Origin of the sequence: Priestia sp. D3YE.R1, from assembly GCF_049199565.1 — a bacterium.
In the GTDB taxonomy this organism is placed as follows: domain Bacteria; phylum Bacillota; class Bacilli; order Bacillales; family Bacillaceae_H; genus Priestia; species Priestia aryabhattai.
The window spans coordinates 400,297-414,318 of sequence record NZ_JBLTHW010000002.1; the positions used below are offsets into that span (position 1 = coordinate 400,297).

Sequence of the window (14,022 nt, forward strand, 5' to 3'; positions counted from 1 at the left end):
TCCGAGCCTCTTTTTATATTATTTAAAAATATGATCAATGTCTTTAATTTCAGAAGAAGTAAGCTGAACATCTAATGTTTTTAAGTTATCAAGTACTTGCTCAGCGCGTTTTGCTCCTGGAATTAATACATCAATTGAATCGCGCGTTAAGTACCAAGCCAGAACAAGATGGGCTACTTCTACACCTTTTGCGCTAGAGATTTGACGAAGACGCTCTACTTTTTCTAGGTTTTGCTGAAATGCTTCGCCGATAAAATGAGGCATATCTTCGCGCAGGTCATTAAACTTTGTATTTTTATCGTATTTCCCAGCAAGTAAACCAGCAGCTAGCGGGAAGTATGGAATAAATGAAATGCGGTTTGCAGCCGTATAAGGTAAAATATCGTTTTCTGCTTCTCGCTGAATTAAGTTATATTGCCCTTGTACTACGTCTACATAACCATCTTTATTTGCTTCTTTTAACTGATCTAATGTGAAGTTTGATACCCCAATAGAACGGATCTTTCCTTCATCTTTTAATTCTTTTAACGCACCGACCGCTTCGTCTTTAGGTGTGTTTTTATCTGGAAAGTGAATATAATATAAATCGATATAATCTGTTTGAAGGCGTTTTAAGCTATCTTCAACCGACTGTTTTAAAAACGCAGGAGAATTGTCTAGCAGTACCTCATCTCCAACAATTTTATGTGCCCCTTTTGTAGCGATAACCGCTTCTTCACGATTTCCGCGTTCTTTTAGTACTTCACCAATTAATTCTTCAGAACGTTTAGGACCATAAATGAACGCTGTATCAAGTAGGTTTATGCCATTATCTAGCGCCTTATGAACAAGGTCTTTGCCGACTTCTTCGTTTAGGTTAGGATATAAGTTGTGTCCTCCTACAGCGTTTGTTCCAAGTCCAATAGGATTAACATATAATTCGGATTTTCCAATCTGCACTTTTTCTGCCATGTCTAACGTCCATCTCCTTTTTTATATCTTCTTTTTTACTATAGCAAAATATACCATGAATCAAAAATAGTACGCTCATATGAAAAGCAGCTTTAACAAAGTATGTGAACTTGAGTTGCATGTAAATAAGGATTATATGCTACAGGGCTCTATTTCAATAGCAGAAATCAAAAAAGAACCTCTTTTAAATAAGAGACTCTCTTTTAGTCATGGTAATATGATAGCTTTTTGACAGCTGAAATGTTTCAGCGAGCTGCCTGCGACCTTGCGCTCCTTGTTCGCGCACATATTCTAATTCGTTTGGTGTAAGAAGCTTCATGCTAATCAGTTTAATAGATTCGTAAGGTAAAGAGAGGCTAGCTGAAACAGAAGGAGACTGAACTCCTAGCAATACACCAATATCTCCATTTTTATTTACAAAATGAGGCGGTACGTCCAAATCCGTAAATTCAATTGAAAGAACATCATGTTTCATGAATAGTTCTAGCATATTAGGATGAGCGGCGGCATTTTGACTCATTTGATAAAGAAGGTCAAATGCCCAGTGATCCTGGATATCCGATAAAGGTCCGCGCAGAGATTCATCATCGCATTCGATATAGAATTCTAATCCTTTTCCTTGTCTTTGGCTCTTTTCTTCAGGGAGTTGAAACGGATCGGACAAGCCGTCGCTTGCTAAAATAACCGTCTCTGTTTTTTGAACACGAATAAATGTTTGACGTCCAGATGGCCAAGCAGGCCCGCCAAAAAACATGGGATTTAACAAATGAGTTAATACGTCTCCGTCTATATGTCCAATTGTGTTCCAGTAGTCTTTTCTTTTTGAGATTGATTCCTCAAGAACACGCTCTGCTTCTTTTTCCTGCTTCTTTTGCTTCCACTTTAAAAATAATGACAAGTATCCCACACCTCTTTACGACTTCATAGTACCCAATATATACCTCATTTAGGGAACTCGTAAACCACTATTTAACAATAGTGTATAAATTATTATATATTTGCTTTCAACTAACCAGCTTAGAACCTTTTAACCCCTAATTGTTTTAAGTGTACTTATGTCTACGAGAAGGGGTGTTTGTTATACATGATAAGCGTAACCAACTAGGTTGAAAATTTATATATTTATAGTTGCTAGATACATATACGACCGTTTACTACTTTTACTCATCTACCACATAAATTTGATTCTATTCCAATAATAAGCAAAGATAAATAAAAAAGTGATGTTCTTAATAAAGGTACGAATTTTGTAAAAATTTATATCTTTTTGTTCTTAATAAAGGTTTACTATTTGTGTTTTGTTCTTTATAATAGAAAACAACTAGTTATTAAGTATTATGAGCCTGGTTTTAATAGGTTTAAATGACTAGTAAGGGATATCTTTAGGAATTTTGTTCTTTATAATGAACGTTATTACGAATTATTAAAGGAAAGCGAGTAGTGTCACAACTGTCTTTGATCCCCTTGTCTAAAGGACATATGAAAATTTAAAAAAGAATATGTAGAAGCGTGAAATTCATGTGAAACAAATTACTTTTTGTGAAGTGTTTTTCTAGTTACTTGGGTAATAGTTGAGGGGAAACCTTATCACTTTGCTTCTGGGAGTTGAAATATAGTAATATCTTTAATTCTCGAGATCAAGGAGTTAAAAAAGAACCCTCAAATTATTATATATAATCTGAATAATATGACGAATTGAAAGGAGGACTACACTATGAAAATGACAAAAAAACAACCAGGGGTATCATCTAAGCGCCCAATGGTTATGGATCATCAGCCTATTAGATTTGAAACTGCTCAAAGCTGGAATCCTGGACAAGGTAACCAGGACCACCCTGGACATGGTAATGGAGGTGTTAATTTCCCACCAAACAATCCAAATAGACCATAAAAAAGGATATACAAAGAGGTTCTAAACCCACTTGTTAGGCATCTTAACAAAATCTATTATTTTTAAATCAATGTTGAATGCTACATATAGATGATTGAAGAGATGCCTAACATTTACTTGTTTTTCTCTATTTAAAAATTGAAGGAGCATATTATGGAAAAAGTTACAATGAGAATTGGAGAGCATCAAGCTTTAATTGTGTGTCATTCATTTCAGATTTTGAATTTAATTCAAAAAAACTACGAGCCTTTTTTTTCTAAAATTGAATGCCCAGATATGGTTATACACATAGAAAGTGGATATGGAATTCCTTTTGTAGACTATCAAGTAGAAGTCGAACAAGAGGCAGATACTATATCTTTTCAAAGAGCTGATTATAGAATTCAAGCAAATTTGAGCGAGGGAAAGGCTCAAATTCAAATTTATGATGAATTAGCTTTAAAGCATGCGCTTATGAATTTTTATAGTTCTTATATTGTTTATCACAACTGGGGGCTGCTTATTCATTCCTCATGTGCTACTGAAAAAGGAAAGGCTCATTTATTTGCTGGCCAATCCGGAGCAGGAAAATCAACTTGTGCACAATTGTCCGCTCCAAGACCCATTCTTTCTGATGAAGCAACTCTTGTAAAGGTAGAAGAAAATCAAATTACTGTGTTTAATTCTCCGTTTCGGAGTGAGCTCTCAGCTCCATCTATTAAAGGAACTATTCCATTAGCAAGTATTCAGCTGCTGCATCAAGCTTTAAACAATGAGAGAACAAAGTTGGGAAAAGCAAGTGCTTTACTTCAAATAATGGATAAAGTCTTTTATTGGAATAAAGACCGCGAAGAAACAAAAAAAATTGTTCAAATGATAAAAGAGGTATTAGATTATGTACCTGTATATGATCTTTATTTTCAAAAAAATAATACGTTTTGGGAGTTGATATCCTAATGAAGCAGTTTATTCGAAATCAAGATATGGAGGCCGTTCAACTTGACAGTGAATGGGTAATTTTAAACACGGAAGCATATACGGTAACAAAAATTAACGAATTGGGAGGTTGCTGCTGGTCTTTACTCGAAAACCCTTGTACCATTCCTTCACTTATCAAATCTTTGCAAACGGATTATCAAGTAGAAGACGAGCTTTCGTTTGAAGATATGGAAAGCTTTCTCTCTGAGTTGATAAAATATGGATTGATTGATTATGCCAATTAACCAAGAAAGCGTAGTATTGTTGAAGAATGTTATAGAAAAAAAAGGGTATGTCCATTTTCCTTCTGAGGGGTTCAGCATGTACCCTTGCATTCGCCAAAATGACCTTTGCACCTTTGAAAAAGCACCTGTTTTAAAAAAAGGTGATATTGGTCTCTTTCATACGAAAAGCGGGCAATTGATTGCTCATCGATTAATTAAAACAAGATACAAGAACGAGCAGCTGCACTATATATTTAAAGGAGATACTAATCTTTGCTGTGATGAGCCTGTAACGAGAGAACAAGTTATTGGGAAATTGACGGCAATCTCCCGAAAAAAACAAAAAAAAGTTTATATGGCTGCTCCTTTTGACTATATATGGTGCTGGTTAATGCTTTTTTTTCCTTTTAGCTCCCGTTTCTTAAAAAAATATATTAATCAAAAAATAGTTAATTAAGCTAATCGCTTATTTTTGGAGTGTTATGATGAAATTAAATCGAGCTGATATAAAGCGGTATTTTGACAAAGAGGAAATGATAAGCGCTTTTTCAATTGTATACCCTTTGCTTAGAAAACATTGGAAAGCTTACGCAGGGCTAATGCTTTTTTTATTGACGGACATTTTAATTACTCTTGCCTCCGCATGGTTTCTTGGACATCTATCAGATGCTGCCGTTCAAGGAGACTTTACCCGCGTTAAGCACTTGCTGCCACTTGCTTTTGGTCTAATACTTATAAGCTTTCTTACAATCTATTACGATACATATATTGAAGCGGTTGCAACATCTTCTATTAAACGAGATTTAAAAGAGCAGCTGCTAAGGCAACTGTTACTTTCTCCCGTTCATAAAATTCATACAACCCACTCTGGAGAATTTATTTCTCATTTTACCAATGATATTAACAGCATAGATGGAATGATTGGGCGAAATCTTATCAACCTTATAAAGTTGCCGTTATTATTTATTGCGATCTTTCTTTATCTAGCCCATATTAGTCTATTGCTTTCATTTGTGGGTTTATTTATTATACCTATTGCTGTGATTGCAGGTGGTGTTTTTGGCTTTTTATTACGCAACAGCAGCAGGGAAATTTTGAAGCTAAACAGTGAAATGACCAGTAGTTTATCTGAAATCTTTCAAGGGTTTATTGTCATTCGATCTTTTTTATTAGAACGATCTTTCTTTAGTAAATACCGTCAGCAAAATCAGCAAGCTTTAGCATTGGATTTGTATAATGGAAAAATGAAGGGGTTATTTTATGCAGGAGGCGAAGCTATTGCATTAATAGCCTTTCTAGTCACTCTATGCTTCGGGGCTTTAATCGTTTCAAAAGGGATGTTAACAGTGGGTTCCCTTCTAGCGTTTGTAAGTCTTAGCAACCGTCTAATTTATCCATTGAATGGACTCGCAGGGCAGTGGGCTGCATTTCAACGGTCTATATCAGCAGTTGAAAGAATAGCTCATATACTAAAAGCACAATATGAAACTACTGATTTTCCTGAGTTTTCTCAAAAGAAGCCAAAGCAAAAAGCTATTTGTTTTCAGAATATGACCTTTAGCTATGACGGAGAAAGGTATATCTTTGAAAATTTTAATCTACAAATACCTGCAGGAAAAAGCATAGCGATCGTAGGAGCGAGCGGTGCAGGGAAATCTACTCTATTTAACTTGTTACAAGGTTTTTATAAACCTCAAGCAGGAAAAATTTATGTGGATCAAACGCCGATTGGTACTCTTAATGCATCCGAACTGCAGAATTTAATTGCATATGTCCCACAAGAAACTTTTCTGTTTACTGGTACTATAAGAGAAAATCTGCTTTTAGCTAACCCTCAGACAACTGAAGAAGAGCTAGTCACAGCTGCAAGAGCTGCTCATATTCATGACTTCATTCTATCACTTCCTCATGGATATGAGACCAAAATAGGTGAAAAAGGGGTAACGTTATCCGGAGGGCAAAAGCAAAGGATTGCAATTGCTCGCGCTATTTTAAAGAATGCACCTATTTTATTGCTTGATGAAGCAACATCTGCACTAGACAATGAAACAGAATACTTGGTTAAAGAAGCGCTCCAAGGAATTATGAAAAATAGGACAACTATTGTAATTGCTCATCGTTTATCTACTATTCAAAATGTTGATTCTATTATTGTCATTGATAATGGAAAACTGATTCAATCAGGAAAGCATGAAGAGCTGATTCATCAGCCAGGCTTATACCGAGACCTTGCTAATGTCAACACATCACAGCTTTCTAGTAACGAAGAAAAAGCCATCATGCTGTAAAGACAAATAAATTAGGAGGACTTCCCTAATGTTCATTGAGTTTATTCAATCATTATATGATCAAAGCCGTCCATTGCCAGAAAATCCGGATGATTATAGCGCTATATTAGAAGATATCGAATACTTTCACTTATCAGCAACGATATATTCTTTGTTAAAACAGCAAGGGAGAATGGAGCAAACGCCAACATATTTTCGAAATCAACTAAAGGCAGAATATCAAGCTGTTTTGTATAACAACCTTTATATTAAAAATCAGCTAAAGCTTATTTTGGATACGTTCGAAGCTAATGATATCTGTGCTATCCCATTAAAAGGAATTTTATTTAACGAAACATATTTTGGTCATTTCAGTGCAAGAAGGACAACGGACATTGATATATTAATTCGCAAAGAGGATATGGAAAAAGCGATAAGGTGTATTGAAGAGTTAGAATACGATACAGAAGGAGAATACTCATCTCATCACTTTCATCGTTCGTTTGGTAAAGTGATTCCTCATTCACCTGTTCCGTTAGCTATTGAACTTCATTGGGATCTTCTTAAAGAGGAGAGTTCCTCACTAGAGATTGAGCAATTTTGGCAGCACTCTGCTCCTTTAGAAGGTTACAAACATATAAAACAACTGTCTGAAGTACATACCTTTTATATGATTTGTCTTCACGGCTGGAAGCATGGAATGGATTCTTTAAAATATTTTATCGATATTATACAAACTATACATGTCTTAAATCATAAAATTGATTACAATGCATTATTTAAAATAGCAAAAAACGATCAAACTCTAAAACGATTAACAAGTACATTAACGGTTGTTTATAATCAATTTCCACATCTCGATCAAATTAATAACCTTCCTTTTAATAAAAAATCAAAAATATGGTGGGATTATCAAGAAATACGTTATGGAGACAGACAAAGCGTAAAAGGATTTAAAAATCTTATTCGGGTACATTTGTCTGAGTATGACCGGTTTGAGCATTCTATGATCTTTTTTAAGAGATGGCTTTTTCCAAATAAATCGGAGATAACTAATCTTTATCCACCTTCAATAAAACATAAAAAATATAGTATCTTTAAAGGGTATATTAAATTTTATCAAAAAAAGTTTCATACATTATTTCGTGCTTTATTTTATTCAAAAGTTAAAAATTAGAAAAAATATTGAAAGAGTAATATAGTTAAACCTGGTTTTTGGTAATTTTACAAGGCATTCAATGATCGTTGATTAAAACTTTAAAAAGGTAGCTATAATAAAGCGTCTTTCTACTTAGAAGGTGCTTTTTTGTTTTAGACAAAAACATTAAAAAGTCAGGTTACTGTTATGAAGGTGCTTTTAGGTAGAAATTCGTTACAAGAAAAACGTAAACAAAGAATGCTATCTCATAAAACGAGAAGCATTCTTTGTTTAAATATACAAGGTTGCGGAGGATTGATTATATTGTTTCCACTGCGTCTTTCTCTAATAAATCAGGTGAAAAATCAAATAAGCCACATACACGGCCTGTAGGAAAAATAAAAAACCCCAAAAGCGTGCTGAAAGATGGGTAAGCTGCTTTAAACTCGTAGCGTCACCCGCATCGTGTGGATATTTGATGCTTAACACAAAAATAATAAAGGCGGAAAATAGAGATTCTACAAGTAACAGTGCACCAACAAACATCATGCTGTAACGTATAAGCTGTGGATCTTGCAGATAATAGATGCCTCCGAGGATCAAAACGATAGAAAATAGCCATACAATTCCGTAGCCGTTACGTACCCAAAGCAGCAAATTAATAACAACAACACTTCCTAACCCGTAAAAAAGCCAGTCGTAGTGGTTGTGAACGAGCAGGTAGAAAAACAAATAAGCCATTGCTGAGCTGAACGGGTAGCCGGCTAAGGCAATAATGACGCGCGGCAGCCATCCACGGGATCCCGCGTAGGTGGCAGTCACAGCTACACCTTCATTATTGGTGTAAAGCTCAATGCGATTGACGCCTTTTCCGACAATAAGCCCCATTAACGCATGGCCATCTTCATGAAACATCGTATTTAAATTTGAAAAATAACGTCCAATATGCCGAAGCAGCTGATTAATGCTAGGAGCAAATGAACCTATAAATGGAATGCCTCTTGTTAGCACAAAAGCTAATAAAATAAATAAGAAAAGCGTAGTAGATTGTTCCATCGCGATAGTCCTTTTCGTAAAATGATATGTTTCTACTTTACTCGCAAACGTGCTAAAAGGGAAATGAAACGGCTAGTTTCTATAGGAAAAGAGAAGCTGGGGGATTTATGTAATATTAGTGTTAACAGACCTGACACATTCATTGACCAGCTTATTCCAAATTTTATATTCTAAACAGATATAAGAAATGAGGAGATGGTTGAATGAAAGATACGTGGGATGCATTTGTAGACAGTGATCTTTACGTACCTCCAACGGGAACGGGAATGTTAAATAACTTGAGTTTTGCGTTAAAAGACGTATTTGATGTACAAGGACATATATCAAGTGCAGGAAATCCAGATTGGCTCGCCACGCATCAGCCTGCAAGCGAACATGCAGATGTAGTAGCTGCTCTTTTAAAAGAAGGAGCGGCACTGAAGGGAGTTACGCACACGGACGAGCTTATGTACGGATTAAATGGAGAAAACACGCATTACGGAACGCCGGTAAACCCAAAAAGCGCAGATCGAATTCCGGGAGGATCTTCGAGCGGATCAGCGGTTGCAGTGGCAGCGGGAATAACTGATTTTGCGATTGGAACAGACACGGGAGGATCGATTCGAATTCCTTCAAGCTACTGCGGTATTTTCGGATATCGTCCTTCTCACGGACGCATTTCTACAAACGGTCTAATTCCACTTGCTCCAAGCTTTGATACAGTTGGTGTAATGGCTAGAGACGGTCACACCCTGCAAAGAGTTGGAGCGGTTTTATTGAACTCAACGTCGCGTGCTAGCGGTTTTACAAGACTTTATGTAGCAACAGACGTGATGGAACTCGTGGATGAACAAAGCATGCGAGCTCTTGCGCCGTCTATCAACCACGTAATGGAGTCTTTCTCTACTATAGAAGAGATAGCGATTGCCCCTCAGGGTTTTTCTACATATATGGAAACCTTCCGTTTGCTGCAGGGAAAAGAAATTTGGCAAACGCACGGAGAATGGATTCAAAAAGAAAATCCAACGTTTGGAGAAGATATCGGAAGCCGCTTTCAATGGGCCAGCACTCTTACCTTATTAAATATGAATTATATAGAAGAAAAGCGTCGTGAACTTCGCTATTTTATGTACTCACAGCTTGGAGAAGACGGAATATTAGTCCTTCCTACTGCTCCAGGACCCGCGCCTGTAAAAGATGCAAAAGGACCGGAGTTAGAAAACAGAAGATTGCGAACACTTCAAATGACGTGTATTGCCGGCCTAAGCGGTCTTCCCCAAGTTACGATACCTGCAGGAGAACTAGATGGTTTGCCAATCGGCTTATCTTTTATTGCAGGATACAACCAAGATGAAAAATTATTAAATTGGGTAAAAGAAAACAGCGATCGTATCATTCAAGCATCGGTAAGGAGCGTATTATGAAGTTAGTGAATATAATAGAGCAAGGGAAAGAACAAGCAGCTATTTTAGACAATGACAGCATTCTGCTTATAGAAGATATCAATACTAAATATTTAACAAACTGGTCTACAACAATTTGGGATCTTATTCAATATAAAGAACTTCGCCACCTTGAAACATGGTATGCCCATAATAAATTTGGTATGAACAGCTCTTTTCCCGCACTGCACTTGCAGGGCAGAAAAACAGCTCCTATCATTAGTAATCCGTCGAAATTAGTAGGCATTGGATTTAATTATGCGGCTTCTGAAGAAAAACTAAAAGACTACGACCGTGCCATTGATCCAGTTAGTTTTTTAAAACCCGCAACCGCCATTATTGGGCCAGACGACAGCATTCGTATTCCAAAGCAGTCCTACAAAACAACGGCTGAAGCAGAACTAGCGGTGGTAATCGGCGAAACGTGTAAGGATATAGATCCAGATGAAGCCATAAACGTAATTGCAGGTTATACGTCAGCCATTGACGTAACCGCAGCTGATATTCACGCGGCGAATCATCGCTACTTAATGCGAGCGAAAAGCTTTGATACATTTTGCAGTATAGGCTCAGAATTTATCACAAAAGAAAGCATATCAAACGTGAAATCACTTCAAGTGCGCACATTGCTAAACGGAGACGTACATCATGAAAATACAGTGTCTAATATGATTTACGACATCGCATACTGTGTTTCATTTTTCTCAAAAGTCATGACGCTGCATCCAGGTGATATCATTCTAACAGGAACGCCGGGACCCGCTGTTATTGAAGACGGGGACTGTATTGAATGCCATATTGAAGGCATGCTTCCATTAAAAAATAAAGTAAAAGATATGAAGAAAGTGCCTCAGCAAATATAAAAAAAGAGGCTGTGACAAAAGTATGTTATTTGAAGTAATATCCAAACCGTTAATCCAAATTATTAATTAATAGTTTGGATTTTTTCACTGTTATGGTGAAAGCAGATTTCAACTGCTTAGTTGCTTCTAGCGGTTGATCTAGTTATTTCTTAATTGCTTTGTAGCGGAAATAAGTATCTTCACACTCAGTTCATAATTAGTAGATATACTAATTAAAAGATAACAGTTGCGTTATCATATACTGAAAAATGAAATATTTACAAATGGAAAAGAAACGGGTACGATATCTGTAGCGACACTTAATAAAAAGGAGCTGACTGACAGTATGATTTTAGTCATCGGAGGAGCAGGCTATATCGGAAGCCACCTAGTAAAAGAATTAGTGAAAACAAATGAAGTTGTGGTACTTGATAATCTATCAACGGGTCATCGCTGGGCAATCGATGAGAAAGCGGTATTCGTAGAAGGAAATCTAGGTAATGAGAAAGATTTAGAAAGCGTATTCACAAATCATAAAATTGATGCTGTCATGCATTTTGCTGCTAATAGTTTAGTAGGGGAGTCAGTAACAGATCCTCTTAAATATTATCAAAACAACGTAGCTGCGACGTTAACACTTTTACAAACGATGATGAAGCACAATGTGAAAAAGTTTATTTTTTCATCTACTGCTGCTACATATGGGATTCCTTCTGTAGATATCATCACAGAAGATACGGCAACAAACCCAATTAATCCGTACGGACGTTCAAAGTTAATGATCGAACAGATTCTAGCTGACTTTGCAAGTGCTTACGATATGGAATATGTTGTACTTCGTTACTTCAACGCAGCTGGTGCTTACGAAACAGCGGAAATTGGTGAGTGCCATGATCCTGAAACGCACTTAATTCCAATCATTCTTCAGCACCTTCTTGGTGAACGTGAAAACATCTCTGTATTCGGCTCAGACTACGATACTGCAGACGGAACGTGCATCCGTGACTACATTCACGTAACGGACCTAGCGAATGCTCATATTTCAGCGCTTCAAGCACTGTTAGACGGTTCAAAGAAAACAGCAACGTACAATCTTGGAAACGGCCTTGGCTACTCTGTAAAAGAAGTGATCGAAACGTGTGAAAAAGTAACGGGTAAAAAAGCGAATGTTGTGATGTCAGACCGTCGCGCTGGAGATCCGGCACGCCTAGTTGCATCTTCTGATAAAATTCATGCAGAATTAGGCTGGAAAGCGCAAATTTCATTAGAAAAAATAATCGCATCAGCTTGGAACTGGCATCAAAACAGCGCAAAAGTAACAAATTAATAAAAAAGCCTCTTTTCTTTTTGAAAGAGGCTTTTTTATTACGATTAAACTGATTTATGTTCTAAATAATCCTTTTGAAAAGCCAGCGGTTTAGCCCATGGATAAGCCTTCCTCTTTTCGGACATTTTCGCTAAACAAGCACGACTTTTATTCTTTTCCATATGCTATAGGTAAATATACTACTCACAACTATCCCCGTTTATAAAATAGTCCGCAAGGAGGTTATGATATGTATTACTGTGTAAGATGCTCCAAATTTCATGACGAACAGAAAAAAGAAAACATCTTTCAAAATGGTTTTTACATTGATCCCTATTTGCTTCAAAAAGTCCATCTAGGCATGTGCGTCCACAAATCCCCATCAATCAAACAAATGAGAGCCGTAGAACGATTCGAAACGAAAAAAATGTAGAATTCACATTCACCAATAAGAAGCTAGATCTAACCAGGTCTAGTTTTTTCAGTGAATAACAGCTTTCTTCAGCTATCTTTCATGTAATATTAAGAGAAATTTAAGACAAGCCCGCTATACTAGTTAGTAGACGTATACATAGGATATAGTACGTTAAGAAATTGAAAAAGCAGTCCGTTTTATAAACTAGAAAGGATGGCGTCAAATGATTTCTGAAAAACGATCACTTTTGTTGAAAGAACAAGCAAAGCTTCTCGCATTAAAAGAATATAAAGGCATTGTCAAATCCATATCGCTGAGTAAAATACTCACTCTTCCTATTTATATAGTAGACATCCTTACGTTAAACGGAGAAGAGCACAAAGTAAAAATTAACGCCCAAACCGGCAGTATTTTGAAAGAAAAAACGATTCCTTTAACTAAAAGCCGTGCAAAAGCATATGCATTAAGACAGCATAAAGGTATTATCGAATCGGTTGTTCTCACTAACAAGCAATATGAAATTGTCATCCTTGGACTTGATGGAAAAACCCACAGCGTAAAGATTGATGCTGAAATTGATGTGCTGGCACAAGAAGAGCGAAACGTTCAGTGAATGGCCTATATTATGTAATCAACCTCACTTTTTTGAAAGTGGGGTTTTCTTTATTGAGAGAAATCATTAATAAAGGTAACAATGATAAAGAAAGAAGTGATTATTTCTTTAATACAAAGGGTAAGTGATAGTGAAAAATAACCACTTCCTAATTATGGTTCTTTGATTCGTTCTGCTTATGACTCTCCCATTATAAGTATGATAGTATCGAACATGTATAAAACATAGGTTATAACATAACTAAAAGGGTGTGCGACAATGAAAAAACGTACGAAGACCATTATTGCAGTCATTGCAGGAGCTGCTATTTTAATAGGAGGAATATGGATGATAAACGAAAGCCGATACCCAAACGTCCCTGCTTTTGATGATCACTTTACGCGTGAATTCTTAAACAAAGATAAAAAAGTGGATGATGGGTTTTATGAATTTAAGTCGAAGACCGGGCAGTATACGATGTGGTTTCCGGAGGAATATCAGTTGATTCATGAAAATAAAGAAGATTATTCTATCAACGGAAAGGATTATGAGCGATGGGTAGCTTCTTCGGAAAATTTCTTTAATAATAAAAACGAGATTTCATATATTAACGTGGAACTGGCAGATAAAGTGAAAAAAAATGAGGACATAAATGTAGAGAGTTTGTTTGAAAAAAATTTACACGTTAATATGCCAAAAAAGATAGAAACAGCTAATGCCAGTATATATTACGATTCAGCATATACATATTTTAAAGGAACTGAGGAAAAAGTTGTAAAGAACAATATTAAATATGTTCCAAATACATATGTAGCATATATAGCAGATAAAGATACGGATAGAGTAATCGAGCTCTACTACAAATATACAGGAGAAGAGTTAACAGAAAAACAAGGGGAGAAACAAGAAAAATTAATTGTGAAAATACTGCAAAGCGTAAATTTTCATGAGGAGAAATGATT

The 14,022-nt window shown here is 36.2% G+C and carries 15 protein-coding genes; 12 read left to right on the forward strand and 3 right to left on the reverse strand.

All coding sequences use genetic code 11. The annotated features are described in order from the left end of the window. Window positions 1-18: 18 nt before the first annotated feature. Together ACOZIR_RS14335 and ACOZIR_RS14340 are read right to left on the reverse strand one after the other, a co-directional pair. Window positions 19-951: an aldo/keto reductase gene (locus ACOZIR_RS14335; RefSeq protein ID WP_045293165.1), complete on the reverse strand. Its 933-nt coding sequence runs from the start codon at window positions 949-951 to the stop codon at window positions 19-21. Between the two features lie 184 nt (window positions 952-1,135). After that, window positions 1,136-1,849, reverse strand: a complete 714-nt coding sequence (locus tag ACOZIR_RS14340; protein ID WP_045293164.1) for a suppressor of fused domain protein — start codon at window positions 1,847-1,849, stop codon at window positions 1,136-1,138. 822 nt (window positions 1,850-2,671) lie between these two features. Between ACOZIR_RS14340 and ACOZIR_RS14345 the strand changes: the two genes are divergently transcribed. The 6 genes from ACOZIR_RS14345 to ACOZIR_RS14370 all read left to right on the forward strand — a co-directional run bounded on the left by ACOZIR_RS14345 (window position 2,672) and on the right by ACOZIR_RS14370 (window position 7,467). Continuing rightward, window positions 2,672-2,842, forward strand: a complete 171-nt coding sequence (locus ACOZIR_RS14345) for a hypothetical protein (protein ID WP_160297360.1) — start codon at window positions 2,672-2,674, stop codon at window positions 2,840-2,842. Window positions 2,843-2,995: 153 nt separating this feature from the next. Further along, a complete protein-coding gene (locus tag ACOZIR_RS14350) occupies window positions 2,996-3,778 on the forward strand; it encodes a hypothetical protein (protein ID WP_251533333.1) in 783 nt (260 codons plus the stop codon). Then, the gene (locus ACOZIR_RS14355) at window positions 3,778-4,044 is read left to right on the forward strand and encodes a PqqD family protein (protein ID WP_045293163.1); all 267 of its coding nucleotides are present in this window, start codon (window positions 3,778-3,780) and stop codon (window positions 4,042-4,044) included. The genes ACOZIR_RS14350 and ACOZIR_RS14355 overlap by 1 nt, the downstream gene beginning before the upstream one ends. Further along, on the forward strand, window positions 4,034-4,480 hold the full coding sequence (locus ACOZIR_RS14360) for a hypothetical protein (protein WP_016763296.1): 447 nt from the start codon (window positions 4,034-4,036) through the stop codon (window positions 4,478-4,480). The genes ACOZIR_RS14355 and ACOZIR_RS14360 overlap by 11 nt, the downstream gene beginning before the upstream one ends. A 28-nt stretch (window positions 4,481-4,508) precedes the next feature. Further along, a complete protein-coding gene (locus ACOZIR_RS14365) occupies window positions 4,509-6,311 on the forward strand; it encodes an ABC transporter ATP-binding protein (protein ID WP_328120214.1) in 1,803 nt (600 codons plus the stop codon). A 28-nt stretch (window positions 6,312-6,339) separates the two neighbouring features. Next, window positions 6,340-7,467 (forward strand): nucleotidyltransferase family protein, encoded by a 1,128-nt coding sequence (locus tag ACOZIR_RS14370; RefSeq protein ID WP_421535641.1) that lies wholly within the window; start codon window positions 6,340-6,342, stop codon window positions 7,465-7,467. A 306-nt stretch (window positions 7,468-7,773) separates the two neighbouring features. Here the strand turns inward: ACOZIR_RS14370 and ACOZIR_RS14375 are convergent, their stop codons facing one another. After that, window positions 7,774-8,484, reverse strand: coding sequence for a M50 family metallopeptidase (locus tag ACOZIR_RS14375; RefSeq protein ID WP_336063583.1), 711 nt, complete (start codon window positions 8,482-8,484; stop codon window positions 7,774-7,776). 203 nt (window positions 8,485-8,687) lie between these two features. Between ACOZIR_RS14375 and ACOZIR_RS14380 the strand changes: the two genes are divergently transcribed. The 6 genes from ACOZIR_RS14380 (at window position 8,688) to ACOZIR_RS14405 (ending at window position 14,020) form a co-directional block, all read left to right on the forward strand. Beyond that, window positions 8,688-9,887 (forward strand): amidase, encoded by a 1,200-nt coding sequence (locus ACOZIR_RS14380; RefSeq protein WP_421535642.1) that lies wholly within the window; start codon window positions 8,688-8,690, stop codon window positions 9,885-9,887. After that, complete coding sequence (locus ACOZIR_RS14385; protein ID WP_045293159.1) at window positions 9,884-10,768, forward strand: fumarylacetoacetate hydrolase family protein; 885 nt, start codon at window positions 9,884-9,886, stop codon at window positions 10,766-10,768. Before ACOZIR_RS14380 ends, ACOZIR_RS14385 begins: the two co-directional genes overlap by 4 nt. 325 nt (window positions 10,769-11,093) lie before the next feature. Further along, window positions 11,094-12,074, forward strand: coding sequence for a UDP-glucose 4-epimerase GalE (gene galE / locus ACOZIR_RS14390; protein ID WP_045293158.1), 981 nt, complete (start codon window positions 11,094-11,096; stop codon window positions 12,072-12,074). A 229-nt stretch (window positions 12,075-12,303) separates the two neighbouring features. Then, complete coding sequence (locus ACOZIR_RS14395) at window positions 12,304-12,486, forward strand: DUF3973 domain-containing protein (protein WP_421535643.1); 183 nt, start codon at window positions 12,304-12,306, stop codon at window positions 12,484-12,486. 205 nt (window positions 12,487-12,691) lie between these two features. Continuing rightward, complete coding sequence (locus tag ACOZIR_RS14400; protein WP_045293157.1) at window positions 12,692-13,081, forward strand: PepSY domain-containing protein; 390 nt, start codon at window positions 12,692-12,694, stop codon at window positions 13,079-13,081. A gap of 258 nt (window positions 13,082-13,339) precedes the next feature. After that, the gene (locus ACOZIR_RS14405; protein ID WP_045293156.1) at window positions 13,340-14,020 is read left to right on the forward strand and encodes a hypothetical protein; all 681 of its coding nucleotides are present in this window, start codon (window positions 13,340-13,342) and stop codon (window positions 14,018-14,020) included. The last annotated feature ends 2 nt before the right edge of the window (window positions 14,021-14,022 follow it).

What these genes read in the sequence shown, in the direction of transcription:
- ACOZIR_RS14335 (WP_045293165.1), bottom strand. Translation starts at nt 951, where the DNA reads ATGGCAGAAAAAGTGCAGATTGGAAAATCCGAATTATATGTTAATCCT.
- ACOZIR_RS14345 (WP_160297360.1), top strand. Translation starts at nt 2,672, where the DNA reads ATGACAAAAAAACAACCAGGGGTATCATCTAAGCGCCCAATGGTTATG.
- ACOZIR_RS14350 (WP_251533333.1), top strand. Translation starts at nt 2,996, where the DNA reads ATGGAAAAAGTTACAATGAGAATTGGAGAGCATCAAGCTTTAATTGTG.
- ACOZIR_RS14355 (WP_045293163.1), top strand. Translation starts at nt 3,778, where the DNA reads ATGAAGCAGTTTATTCGAAATCAAGATATGGAGGCCGTTCAACTTGAC.
- ACOZIR_RS14360 (WP_016763296.1), top strand. Translation starts at nt 4,034, where the DNA reads ATGCCAATTAACCAAGAAAGCGTAGTATTGTTGAAGAATGTTATAGAA.
- ACOZIR_RS14365 (WP_328120214.1), top strand. Translation starts at nt 4,509, where the DNA reads ATGAAATTAAATCGAGCTGATATAAAGCGGTATTTTGACAAAGAGGAA.
- ACOZIR_RS14370 (WP_421535641.1), top strand. Translation starts at nt 6,340, where the DNA reads ATGTTCATTGAGTTTATTCAATCATTATATGATCAAAGCCGTCCATTG.
- ACOZIR_RS14375 (WP_336063583.1), bottom strand. Translation starts at nt 8,484, where the DNA reads ATGGAACAATCTACTACGCTTTTCTTATTTATTTTATTAGCTTTTGTG.
- ACOZIR_RS14380 (WP_421535642.1), top strand. Translation starts at nt 8,688, where the DNA reads ATGAAAGATACGTGGGATGCATTTGTAGACAGTGATCTTTACGTACCT.
- ACOZIR_RS14385 (WP_045293159.1), top strand. Translation starts at nt 9,884, where the DNA reads ATGAAGTTAGTGAATATAATAGAGCAAGGGAAAGAACAAGCAGCTATT.
- galE (WP_045293158.1), top strand. Translation starts at nt 11,094, where the DNA reads ATGATTTTAGTCATCGGAGGAGCAGGCTATATCGGAAGCCACCTAGTA.
- ACOZIR_RS14395 (WP_421535643.1), top strand. Translation starts at nt 12,304, where the DNA reads ATGTATTACTGTGTAAGATGCTCCAAATTTCATGACGAACAGAAAAAA.
- ACOZIR_RS14400 (WP_045293157.1), top strand. Translation starts at nt 12,692, where the DNA reads ATGATTTCTGAAAAACGATCACTTTTGTTGAAAGAACAAGCAAAGCTT.
- ACOZIR_RS14405 (WP_045293156.1), top strand. Translation starts at nt 13,340, where the DNA reads ATGAAAAAACGTACGAAGACCATTATTGCAGTCATTGCAGGAGCTGCT.